The 11,843-nt window shown below is 58.4% G+C and carries 10 protein-coding genes and 1 pseudogene; 6 read left to right on the top strand and 5 right to left on the bottom strand.

Translation table 11 applies throughout. The features are described 5' to 3' along the window. The first annotated feature begins 231 nt into the window (after positions 1-231). Together AAAK34_RS00725 and AAAK34_RS00720 are read left to right on the top strand one after the other, a co-directional pair. Positions 232-519: a hypothetical protein gene (locus tag AAAK34_RS00725; RefSeq protein ID WP_231697711.1), complete on the top strand. Its 288-nt coding sequence runs from the start codon at positions 232-234 to the stop codon at positions 517-519. 365 nt (positions 520-884) lie between these two features. After that, entirely contained in the window at positions 885-2,753 is a 1,869-nt protein-coding gene (locus tag AAAK34_RS00720) for a potassium transporter Kup (protein WP_231697710.1), read from the top strand. A 56-nt stretch (positions 2,754-2,809) separates the two neighbouring features. Here the strand turns inward: AAAK34_RS00720 and AAAK34_RS00715 are convergent, their stop codons facing one another. Beyond that, on the bottom strand, positions 2,810-4,012 hold the full coding sequence (locus AAAK34_RS00715) for a CoA transferase (RefSeq protein ID WP_231697709.1): 1,203 nt from the start codon (positions 4,010-4,012) through the stop codon (positions 2,810-2,812). A 321-nt stretch (positions 4,013-4,333) separates the two neighbouring features. Here AAAK34_RS00715 and gshB point away from each other — a divergent pair, with 321 nt between their 5' ends. After that, positions 4,334-5,287 carry a glutathione synthase gene (gshB, locus tag AAAK34_RS00710; protein WP_231697708.1) on the top strand — a complete coding sequence of 318 codons (954 nt, stop codon included), beginning with the start codon at positions 4,334-4,336 and terminating at the stop codon, positions 5,285-5,287. Here gshB and AAAK34_RS00705 read toward each other — a convergent pair. Continuing rightward, entirely contained in the window at positions 5,284-5,442 is a 159-nt protein-coding gene (locus AAAK34_RS00705; protein ID WP_231697707.1) for a DUF1328 family protein, read from the bottom strand. The genes gshB and AAAK34_RS00705 overlap by 4 nt on opposite strands. A gap of 210 nt (positions 5,443-5,652) precedes the next feature. Here AAAK34_RS00705 and AAAK34_RS00700 point away from each other — a divergent pair, with 210 nt between their 5' ends. Beyond that, positions 5,653-7,302 (top strand): MFS transporter, encoded by a 1,650-nt coding sequence (locus AAAK34_RS00700; RefSeq protein WP_231697706.1) that lies wholly within the window; start codon positions 5,653-5,655, stop codon positions 7,300-7,302. 116 nt (positions 7,303-7,418) lie between these two features. Here AAAK34_RS00700 and AAAK34_RS00695 read toward each other — a convergent pair. The 3 genes and pseudogenes from AAAK34_RS00695 to AAAK34_RS00685 all read right to left on the bottom strand — a co-directional run bounded on the left by AAAK34_RS00695 (position 7,419) and on the right by AAAK34_RS00685 (position 10,108). After that, positions 7,419-8,182, bottom strand: a pseudogene (locus tag AAAK34_RS00695) (class II glutamine amidotransferase). A gap of 196 nt (positions 8,183-8,378) precedes the next feature. After that, positions 8,379-9,887, bottom strand: coding sequence for an MFS transporter (locus AAAK34_RS00690; protein ID WP_231697705.1), 1,509 nt, complete (start codon positions 9,885-9,887; stop codon positions 8,379-8,381). A gap of 8 nt (positions 9,888-9,895) precedes the next feature. Then, entirely contained in the window at positions 9,896-10,108 is a 213-nt protein-coding gene (locus AAAK34_RS00685) for a cysteine-rich CWC family protein (RefSeq protein WP_231697704.1), read from the bottom strand. A gap of 382 nt (positions 10,109-10,490) precedes the next feature. Here AAAK34_RS00685 and AAAK34_RS00680 point away from each other — a divergent pair, with 382 nt between their 5' ends. Next, on the top strand, positions 10,491-11,246 hold the full coding sequence (locus AAAK34_RS00680; RefSeq protein WP_231697703.1) for an IPTL-CTERM sorting domain-containing protein: 756 nt from the start codon (positions 10,491-10,493) through the stop codon (positions 11,244-11,246). A 159-nt stretch (positions 11,247-11,405) separates the two neighbouring features. Beyond that, positions 11,406-11,789 (top strand): TraR/DksA C4-type zinc finger protein, encoded by a 384-nt coding sequence (locus AAAK34_RS00675; protein ID WP_231697702.1) that lies wholly within the window; start codon positions 11,406-11,408, stop codon positions 11,787-11,789. The last annotated feature ends 54 nt before the right edge of the window (positions 11,790-11,843 follow it).

Genomic DNA, 11,843 nt, shown 5'->3' with positions numbered 1-11,843 from the left:
ACCGGAGGCGTTCTTGTCATTTTTGCTGCCAGTGTGCCGAATTTTTGTTTACTAAATTCCAGTTGTGTTGCTTATGGAATTGGTGTCTCTTGCTACTGGCTGCCAAGAATACATGGAGCATGTTGTCAGAACCTGTGAAAGACGTTGCGTGCGGCGATAACAATGGCGACGAAACGATCCATCCTCATATTGCTATGGTTAGCAATCAATGTCTCAATATTCGCGTGGACCATGACGAGTTACCAAGCGCAAGATGATCCTCAGTTGAAGTACGAGATACTCATGCGTCATGCAGTGTTCATGCTTTTGATAACGTTCCCAAGCGGTTGGCTCTTGGTCGCATTGGTGGGGGTGATTGCACTTCTGGCCGGAATTGATCTGTTAGGTGAAGTTGATGCTTTTCTTGTGTCGCTCGTATGCGCCGCTACGGGCTATTGGCAGTGGTTCGCTTTGTTGCCATGGCTGTGGCGGAAGTGGAAAGCCAGAGGGAACGTCAATCAGTTATGGATTTGTAGCTAAATCCAAAGTTGATTGAAGGAAAGGGGGGCTTTGTTTTGCTTGGTCATGTTGAAGGCAATTCACGGTCAATCGTTGATCCGTCGGGTTTGTGGTCCTACATTTGCAAGCAGCCTTGCAGGCGCTCGGTGCTGCGGGCTATGGGTGCAGCGGATGGGCTCAGGGTGCCTTTGTCCAATTGCAGGCGAGTTGCATTACCATGCATGAGTGGCGATCTGGGTATAGTCGGTGACTCGGTGTTTGAGTGCCTACGGCTTGATTGTCTCGGAGTTGCGCCACCCCAACAGGGGCATACAACCTAAGTCCGGCGGGCGCAAAATAGCGTCCTCCGAGACTCCTGCCTGGTTCAGCCAAGCGAAGCTATTCTTGTGTCCTCATCGAAATCCTCTCTGGGTGGGCTCATCGTCGGCGCGGTCGGCGTGGTCTATGGCGATATCGGCACGAGCGTGCTTTACTCCGTCAAGGAGGTGTTCGGCGGCGGTCACGTCGAGTTCACTCCGGACAACATCTACGGGGTGTTGTCCATGTTCTTCTGGACACTGACCAGCATCGTCTCACTCAAGTACGTCGTTCTGGTGCTGCGCGCCGACAACAACGGGGAAGGCGGGCTGGTGGCCATGCTGACGCTGGCCTCACGCGCGGTGGCAGACCGACCCCGCTTGCACGCCATCATGATGCCTGTGGGCATTTTCGGGGCTTGTCTGTTCTATGGCGATGGTGTGATCACGCCCGCCATTACCGTGCTCGGCGCCATGGAGGGGCTGGAGGTGGTGTCGCCTACCTTCAAACAATATGTCATTCCGCTCACGCTGGTGGTGCTGACCTTGCTCTTCGCCGTTCAAAAACGTGGCACGGCGGGTATTGGCAAGTTCTTTGGCCCTGTGATGCTGGTCTGGTTCGCAGTGATTGCGGCACTGGGTATTTATCAGATCGCCGACCACGCCGAAATCCTTTGGGCATTGAACCCATGGCACGCCTTGAAGTTCGCTTGGCATTACCCAGGTCTGACCTTCATTCTGCTGGGTGCCATTGTGCTGTGCGTGACCGGCGCAGAGGCGCTCTACGCCGACCTGGGGCACTTTGGCAAGAAACCCATTCGCATCGCCTGGTTCTTCATTGCCATGCCTGCGCTCACGCTCAACTATTTCGGGCAAGGAGCGCTGCTGCTGGCCGAGCCGAACGCCAAGACCAACCCGTTCTTCATGATGGCGCCTGACTGGGCCCAGCTGCCGATGGTCGCGCTGGCCACTGCGGCGGCGGTTATTGCCTCTCAGGCGCTGATCTCAGGGGCCTTCAGCGTGACCAAGCAGGTGATGCAGCTGGGGTACCTGCCGCGTCTGCAGGTGCTGCATACCAGTGTGAAGGAGGCAGGGCAGATTTACATGCCCCTGGTCAACTGGGCGCTGTTTGCTCTGATCGTGCTCGCGGTGGGCATGTTCCGTTCTTCTGGCAACCTGGCCGCGGCATACGGTATTGCTGTGACGACCGACATGCTGATCACCACTGTGCTCACGTTCTTTGTCATTCGCTACGCCTGGAGACTGCCCCTGCTGATGTGCTTGGCAGCCACTGGCGTGTTTTTCACGATCGATATCCTGTTCTGGGCATCCAATCTGCTCAAGTTCACCCACGGAGGCTGGTTTCCGCTGGTCATTGCCGGCGCTGTGTTCGCACTCATGCTCACCTGGCGAGACGGTCGCGCGTTGCTTAATAACTCGCTCCGATCGACTGCCATCAGTTTGGACGATTTTCTCCGCGCCATTTTTATCTCCCCTCCCCAGCGAGTGGAGGGCACCGCCGTATTTTTGACAGCCGAGCCCGGCATGGTTCCCAACGCCCTGATGCATAACCTGAAGCACAATAAGGTTCTGCATCGCCAGAACCTGTTTGTCACCGTGCGCAGCCACGAGGTACCCTGGGTCGGACTGGACAAGCGGCTGGAGGTGGAGCCTCTGGGCCGAGATTGCTGGCAGGTGATCGTGCACTACGGCTTCAAGAACGATCCCGACCTGCCGAAGGCTTTGGCTCACATTACCGGGCGAGGCATTGACCTCAACCCCATGAGCACCAGCTATTTCCTCTCGCGCGACATTGTCAGCCCCACTTTTGGCGGCAGCATGGCGCCCTGGCGCGAGAAGCTTTTCGCCCAGATGCACCACAATGCCAGCGCCGCAGCCGAATTCATGAATTTGCCGAGTAACGCGGTGGTGGAGTTGGGCTCCAAAGTCGAGATATGACCCCCTATCCCGATGGGGCTTCCACCTGAGTAGAAACCTATCCGCAATTTCAGCCCTTACTGAATAATTTTCCTCTCCCGCAATTGCGCGATCTGTTCTGCCGAGAGCCCCATGTCCTGCAGTACGCTGTCGGTGTCGTCGCCCACATGCGGAGCGCTGCTTCGTATCTTCCCTGGGGTGCCCGAGAGCTTGGGCACGATGCCCGGCACCTCTACTGTGTAGCCGTCTCGTGTTTGCTGCTGCAAAATCATGTCGCGTGCCCGGTAGTGGGGGTCTTGCGCAATATCCTTTGCGGTATAGACTTTCCCCGCAGGTACTCGCGCTGTCGCGAGGTGGTTCATCACGGCCTCCACGGTAAGCGCTTGAGTCCATTCACCTATGGCTGCATCAATTTCTTCCACCCGCGCCACGCGGCCGGCGTTGTTGGCCAGATCGGGGGCGTTGGCCAGATCATCGCGACCAATGGCCTGCATCAGGCGCTTGAATATGCTGTCGCCATTGCCCGCCACAATGACCCAGCCATTTTGGCAAGGGTAGGCGTTGGAAGGTGCAATGCCGGGAAGTGCACTGCCACCGGGCTCCCGCACCGCCCCAAAAGCGCTGTATTCTGGGATCAGGCTTTCCATGACGTTGAACACGGCCTCGTGCAAGGCGACATCCACCACCTGACCCTTTCCGCCATTCGCCTGGCGATGGTAGAGCGCCATCATTACCCCGATCACGCCATGCAAAGCTGCGAGGGTGTCCCCAATCGAGACACCGACGCGCACGGGCACGCGCCCGGGTTCTGCCGTTAGGTGGCGCAGGCCGCCCATGGCCTCGCCCACCACACCAAAGCCAGGCTGGTCGCGGTAAGGGCCGGTCTGCCCGTAGCCGGAAATGCGCAGAATCACCAGGCCTGGGTTGAGTGCGTGGAGTTGCTCCGGCGCCATGCCCCAAGCTTCCAGCGTACCAGGGCGGAAGTTCTCGACGAGCACGTCGGCATGGGCGATCAATTGGCGTGCAACGGCCTGCCCTTCGGGCTCACGCAGATCCAGGGCTAAGGAGCGTTTGTTGCGTGATTGCACCTGCCACCAAACCGAAGTGCCGTTTTTCAGGAGGCGCCAGTTTCGCAGCGGGTCTCCAGTTCCCGGCGGCTCGATCTTGATGACTTCAGCGCCGAATTCACCCAGTGTCTTGCTGGCGAATGGCCCGGCGATGAGTTGGCCCATCTCGATCACGCGCACGCCGGCCAGGGCGTCGGGGCTGGGGTTGATCATGCGGATTCCTCACGGTAGTAGCGGATAGGGGCGTGGCAGGCGGCAAACGCGCAAACCCTGCATTTTCTCTTTCTCAGCACATAAGCTTCAGCCGGGGGGTAGATTCAGACTGGTGGTTCGGCAGCTTTTCGTACTTTGTGCAACATTACGGGGTGGCCCAAAACCGGCAGTTAACCGCATGCCATTTTCAGAAAAATCGCATGCACACTCAATTTCGATGCTTCCATAGCGTTCATCCGCGGCGAGAGCGTGCTTCGCGTCCGATCACGATCCGCGAGGGCGCAGTCCAACTGCCGGCTTTAGGGTTAAGGTACCTTCATCATGAAACTGTTATTTGTCGCTGATCCCATCGAATCCTTCAAGACCTACAAGGACACTACCTACACCATGATGCGCGAGGCTGTGCGCCGCGGGCACACCGTTGCTGCATGTGAGCCAGCCCATCTGCATTGGGAAAATGGCCAAAAAGTGCGGGGAAATGTGCGCGAGATCGTGCTCACCGGGGCGGAAGACGTGTGGTTCACCGAAACCGCCGTGCGCGACGTGGCTCTGGCTGAGTTCGATGCAGTGCTAATGCGCAAGGATCCACCATTCGACGCCGAGTTCATCTATGCCACCCACCTTCTGGAGCAGGCCGAGCGGGAGGGTGCGTGCGTTGTCAACCGGCCCGGGGCCTTGCGAGATCATCCGGAGAAACTGGCCGTGATGGAGTTTCCCCAGTTCGTCGGGCCCACGCTCGTGACGCGCTCCGCGGAGGATGTGAAGCGATTTCATGCAGAGCATCGCGACATCGTGCTCAAACCGCTGGACGGAATGGGCGGTATGGGCATTTTTCGCGTAGGGCCGGACGGACTCAACCTCGGATCCATCACGGAAACGCTCAATCATCATGGTGCCACCACGTTCATGGTCCAGAAATTCCTTCCGGAGATCACGGCGGGCGACAAGCGGGTCATCATTATCGATGGCGAACCTGCACCCTTTGTGCTGGCCCGTATCCCGCAAGGAACGGAGGTTCGCGGCAACCTGGCGGCGGGGGGTAAAGGGGTGGCTCAGCCCATTACGGACTCTGACCGAGCCACGGCGCGTGCCATCGGCCAAGTGCTCAGCAAGCGGGGTTTGCTGTTGATCGGGCTCGACATCATCGGTGCCAAGGTCACCGAGATCAACGTCACAAGCCCCACCGGGTTCAGGGAAATCCTGGACCAGACGGGGTGCGACGTACCCGCACTCTACATCGACGCGGTGGAGAAGGCAGTTAAGAAAACCCGCTAGGATTTTCGGCCGAACAGCAGGCTTGCCGCGGCGAGGATCAGAAAAACGACGAAGAGTATCTTGGCAATGCCCGCCGCACCGGCGGCTATTCCCCCAAAGCCGAATACAGCGGCCACGATGGCAATGATGAAGAAAACGACGGCGTAATGCAGCATATGAGTGATCTCCGTGAAGTTGGTGCGTTCATCATGAATGGATGCATGGTGGAGCGCCGTGGGTATTGCGCCTTGACGGGGGTGGGCAAGGATGCAGCATGGGTGTAGGAGAAGTTCGGCTGCGCGGCCCTGTCATTCCGGGGCATTTTTTTGCTTTATCGGGAGGGCGTGCAGGCTCCACGCTGGGTGAGACGACTATCATCCCTGTTCATGCCTGATTTCGAAAATTCGGCGGCAGCATCCGCCACATCGCCCGCCAAAGACGAGCACGGTCCGTTGTCTCCATTTGCGCACCGCGTGTTTTCCATGCTGTGGGGCACTTGGCTGGTCGCCAATCTGTGCATGTGGATGAACGACGTGGCTTCAGCATGGCTGATGACCACGCTCACGTCGAAGCCCATATGGGTTGCGCTGGTGCAGACAGCCGCCACGTTGCCGGTGTTCCTGCTGGGCCTGCCTTCCGGTGCGCTGGCCGACATTCTTGATCGCAAGCGGTTTCTCGCCTTTACTCAGATCTGGGTGGCGGTGGTGGCAAGCTTGCTGGCGCTAGCCGTTTTCACAGGCATGATGACGCCGCCGCTGCTTCTGCTTTTGATCTCCTTGAACGGCATAGGCTTGGCATTGCGTTGGCCCGTGTTTGCCGCCATAGTGCCGGAGCTGGTGCCGCGCAGCAAGCTGCCGGCGGCGCTCGCACTTAACGGCATGTCCATGAACACCTCGCGCATCGTGGGGCCGCTGCTAGCGGGGGGCATCATTGCGGCGCTCGGCAGCGCCTGGGTATTTTTGCTCAACGCTGTGCTGTCGGTGGTGGCAGCGGTGGTCATCATGCGTTGGCGGCGCGAGCATACGCCCGATCCGCTGGGGCGCGAACGGCTGACGGGTGCCATGCGCGTGGGGCTGCAGTACGTGGCGCAGTCCTACCACCTGAAGAGCGTGATGGCAAGGGTGGCCATTTTCTTTTTCCATTCCACCGCACTCATGGCGCTGCTGCCGCTGGTGGCCAGGGACATCAAAGGTGGAGACGCCGGCACGTTCACCGTATTGCTTGCGGCCATGGGGGGTGGAGCGGTACTTTCCACCTTTGCACTACCGCGCCTGCGACAGGCTTTTTCGCGGGATCGTCTGATACTGGTCGGCGCCGCGGTACAGGCGATGACCATGGGAGTGATGGCCTTCAATACCAACATATGGCTGGGCATACTGGCCATGGCCTTCAGCGGGGCGGCTTGGCTCAGCACGGCCAACTCGCTCACCGTGTCTGCTCAAATGAGCCTGCCCGACTGGGTTCGCGCACGCGGCATGTCGATGTACCAGATGTGCATCATGGGCGCCACCGCGATGGGCGCGGCTGTGTGGGGACAGGTGGCCACTTCGGGCAGCGTTCCCATTGCCCTGGCGGTAGGTTCTGTCAGCGGCATAGTGATGATGGCCCTGATCTGCTGGCGCTGGCCTGATCGCGGCGTGATGGAAGACATTCGGCCAGCGGGCCCCATGTCTTCATCGGCGAAAGCCAGTACCCCGCCGGAAAGCGGGCATGTGCTGGTCACCATTGAGTATCGGATTGATCCGGCCAAGGCGCCGGCTTTTCGAGCACTGATGGAGGAAAGCCGCCGTTCCCGTTTGCGCCAGGGTGCGCTGGCGTGGGAGCTTCTTTCCGACATCAACGACCCGGGGCGTTTCGTGGAGGCGGTCGAAGACACGTCCTGGACTGATCACCTGCGCCGCCTGGATCGCACCAGTGTGGCTGATGCGGCCTTGCGTGAGCGCAAGCTGGCATTCCACATCGCTGAGGATCCGCCGGTAGTGCGGCGTGCGCTGAGGGAAACCACGGTTCGAGGCGGACGCAACGAAGCATTGTGAGAGACTGACAATGCTGTAGGTTGGCGCTGAGCGCAGCGAAGCCCAACAAAGGGTTCAGCACCGAACCTCCGTTCGTTGGGCTTCGCTGCGCTCAGCGCCAACCTACCCGGATTCTTTCAAGCTGGGATTGCACCATCTACAAACACCTTCAACTCGCCTGGCTCAAACGGTGTCCAGGTTTCATTGCAGGTGAGCGGTGTGGTGGCCACCACTGCCACGCGATCGTTAGGCGTGGTGTGGTCGGCAAAATTGACCGCCAGATCATCATCTGAAAGCTGAGCGGTGGCAAACGGGTGCTGGCGCAGGATGTAGCAAAGCTTGGTCGATGCATGCGCCCACAAAGCCTCGCCGTTGGAAAGCAGGAAATTGAACGTTCCGAATCGGGCCACTTTCGGCACCAGCTCCGCCAGCGTGCGCGTGAGTTCATGCACAGGAGGCACGGTGGCGTGAGACTTCGCGAGCTCCTGCATCAGCCAGCAGAAGGCTTGTTCGCTGTCAGTTGACCCCACCGGGCGGAAGTGGCTGTGCAGGCGTGGGGCGTAGTCTTTGAGATCGCCATTATGGGCAAACACCCAGTAGCGTCCCCAGAGCTCTCTCACAAAGGGGTGGCAATTTTCCAGCTTGACCGCGCCAACCGTAGCCTTGCGGATGTGGGAGATCACGTTATTGCTCTTGATGGGATAGCTGCGAATCAAATCGGCTACCGGTGATTCTGCGGCGGCCCCAGGATCCACGAACAGCCGCGCTCCGCGTCCCTCAAAAAAGCGATACCCCAGCCGTCCGCATGGTGGTCGGTGCGGCCACCGCGCTGCGCGAAACCGGCGAACGAAAAAGTCACGTCCGTCGGAGTGTTGGAGTTCATTCCCAATAATTGACACATCCCTAGGAGTTTAGGGCAATAACAGGGATGCCCTGCATAACTCCCTGCGGTCTGTGGCAGCACGGCCTCGGGCGATCCGCTGCGTTGCTTTTCTTGCCAATAGCTGGGCTATTGGCTGCAAAAAGACGCCTTGCGCCTCATCCCGATCCGCACTACCTTCGACTCGCGAGGGTTATGCAGGACATCCCTGGGGACACTACTGCCTGGTCTGGGCGGCGATGTCCGCTCCCGAGTTGGCGCCGCCATGACTGCCCAGATGTCTCGCAGCCAGCATGGCCAGGGTGCACAGGACTGCCAACATGAGGAACACTTCGTTATAGGCCGCCAGCCGTGTCTCGGGATGCGTGCTGCCGCCAGAAAGTGAGACACCATACACCCCCAGGCGCCATTCGAGCACAATGCCGCACAAGCTCACTCCGACGGCGCCGCCGAGCATGCGCACAAAGTTGATGACGCTGGAGCCTTGTGAAATAAGATCCTTTTCCAGTCCGCGCATGGCGCCCAGGTTGAGCGAAGGCAATATGAAGCCCAGGCCGATGCGGCCGATGATGCTGTAGGTCACGAGCAGCCACATATTGCCACTGGGGCCCACGGTCACCATCAAGGCGAAAGACAGCGCCAGAATCGCCAGGCCCATACTGACCAGGCTGTTGGCGGGCAGGCGGTCGGCCCATGGCGATACTGCAGCAATGGCGAGGGCAAGTACCAAGCCGGCGGGCAGCAGCACGGTGCCTACGCTGGAGGCCGACAAGCCTAGTCCCATCTGCATGTACACGGGCAGCAGGTAGGTGGAGCCGAACAGCGCTGTACCGTAAATCATGGCGACCAGGCTGCCCATGGCGAACGGGCGCCAGGAGAACAGGCGCAAGTTCATCAGCGGCGCCTGACCCAGGCGAGCGCGCCGACCCTGCCACCAAATGAAGACGCCGAAGCAGACAAGCGCCAGAACGAGCAGGCCGCCTGCGTGAGCAGCAGGTTCTGTGCGCAGTGAAACAAGGCCATCGAGCAAACTCAGGGTGCCAACGGTTCCGATCAGCAGACCTACCCAGTCCAGCGATTCAGAGCGGCTGGGCACCACACCGCCCGGCCCTGTGGTGGGCACGTAGCGGCGTGCCAGCCAAAGCGAGGCTATGCAAAAAGGGGCCACCATGAAGAAAATTGAGCGCCAGCCAAACCAGTCGACCAGCACGCCCCCGATGGAAGGTCCCATCGCTGGCGCAAGCACCACGCCCATGGTGAACATGCCGATGGCCCGACCTTGCTCGTGCGGCTGGAACGCGCGCATGATGATGATGGCCGGAATAGGTTGCACTACGCCAGCGGCCAGTCCTTCGGCCACGCGCGCTGCCAGAACCAGCGGAAAATTGTGTGCAAAGCCACCGACGAGGCCGCCCGTCAGTAGCAGCCACATGCAGCCGCTGTAGGTGGCCCGATAGCCAAAGCGCGACAGCAGCCATGGCGTGGTGAGCATCGAAACCGTCATGGCCACCATGAAGCCGCTAGTTACCCACTGCGCGCGCTCCTGTCCCAGAGAAAACTGGTGGGACAGTCCCGGAATGGCCACGTTGACCACGGTGGACGACATGATCGAGGCCATGGTGCCGACCAGTACGGCCAGTAGCAAGAGCCAGCGGTAGCGTTCGCCGTAGTGCGCGCGTAATGCTTCAACGGAAGTATCGAGTGGGGCTGAGCGAGAGCGGGACATGAAGGGAGTTATTCAGAGCCTTTTGCGGCACAGGTGCGGCAGATGCAGGCTTTGCCCCTCGATTCTGGCGGTATCTGATCCAGCAGTTTGTTGTTGATATTGATTTTCATGCACCAGCATGGTGCCTGTGGTTGGCTGGTTACTACCGCAAGTTCTGCTGCACACTGATTCGGTGCATTGCAGAGCGGACATCTTGTGGGGTCGACGAACTCGAAAGGCATGCGGGTAGCTATTTACGGACGAACGTGCATACGTTCCTGGATGTGTGGGCATTTGAACATCACTTGAACATCACTTCGCGTGCTGTGGTCGCTGCCTTGGATGAACTTGAAAAAGTCTATTGTCGCGACAAGAACGTGTGTTTCTGTGGTCAGGCAAGAAATTTTCGCTTTACAGAATTGTCACGCAAGCAGAGAATTTCCAGCGCTTTGCAAGCTCATGATTCACTGCGATTCATTTTAATGAATACTTTCTTGTTCAAGATGTATTTCATTCAGTGACAGTTGTCTTTTGGATTTTCTCCGTCACAGAGTTGATTTTTTCCGTGAATTTTGTGAGCTGATAATAAATTCATAATTTTTAAAGTGGAAAGTAGAGGGATTTGTGAAAATTTTCAGCAAAATAATTGCCATGATTTTTATCATGGCTGCCGCACAGTCTGCATTGGCGGCTCGTCCGAATATTAATTTCTGTGGAAGCACGGAGCGATCGGGTGCGACTTTGTATTCGGGGATTGGGGTTCTGAATGAGTCATTTACATGCACGCCAGATAGTGACACGAGGGCTCTTTTTGTCACCCGCCATGGAGCTATCCCGGGTAACGGTGCTGCGTGGTTGGCCTACCTCAATGCTGGTGGCGTGATTATTACTGAGTATTCCATATCTGCGGCGGTTTATAACGAAATATACGGCACTGCCCTCACAACTCCGAATAGTCTTGGCGGTTGTAGTGATAATGCCATGCCTGCAATTAAGCTGAATCCTGCAGATCCATTCTGGACGTCAAATCCTGGCCTTGTGGAGACGGCGCCTGGTAACCAAGCATGCGGGTATGATCTCACGCCAGTTGTTAATGCCGACGCTTTAATAACTCCCTTGGGTGGATTTAGTCCGAGTGGTGTTCAATTGGCGCGCAAGGTTCAAGGAAGCGGTGTCCTGTTCCTGCTGGATGCTGACTGGCAAGATAACGAAAGTTCTTGGACTGCATCGTCAGGAGCCCTGATGTCGGTCTTGATCAATGGTGGTTCCCCGATCGCGCCCCGGGCCCCGGTCGCCGTTCCAACCCTCAGCGAGTGGGCCATGATTTTCCTGGCCAGCCTGATGGCGTTGTTTGCTGTTCGGAGAATGCGCCGCCAGTAAGCGCAAGCAACTTCGACAAGAGGCCCACTTCGGTGGGTTTTCTTTTGGCCAGGGATGGTTTGCGTAACCCTCACGAGTCGGTGGATCTCTGGAGACCACTCTCCAAATGGTATTCTGAGGGGTAGGCCTATGCTTTGTACGATTTCAGGAGAAAACAACATGACCCAGGACCAGTCCTTGACGGCTTCCCAATTGGCGGAGCTGAAAGAATTGCTGCAGGCTCGCCGGCAGGATCTTCACAAGCAAATGGAGCAAAATCGCGCCAATCTCGCGCCCGCTGTGAATACAGCGGGTAGTGTTTCGCAAGATGAAAGTGCCCGACTCGCCAATCAGACGCGCGAGGTAGACTCTGCACTCACGTCGCTCGACGCTCAGGACCTGGACCGCATCGACCGCGCACTGGAGGCCATGGATGAGGGTACCTATGGCCTGTGCGATGCATGCGGCTGTCACATTCCCTTCGAGCGCCTGAAGATCGAGCCCATGACGCAGCACTGCGTAGCCTGCAAATCCAGCTGGGAGCAGAAGCAGGCCAAGGTCTGAACCATCACCGCCTGCTGCCGGGGCGACGAGTCAGCGCAGGAGCCGCGCGCTGCT

The sequence above is a fragment of the Ottowia caeni genome (genome assembly GCF_050821495.1).
Taxonomy (GTDB): Bacteria; Pseudomonadota; Gammaproteobacteria; order Burkholderiales; family Burkholderiaceae_C; genus Ottowia; species Ottowia caeni.
This window is presented reverse-complemented; position numbering and strand designations above follow the sequence as displayed.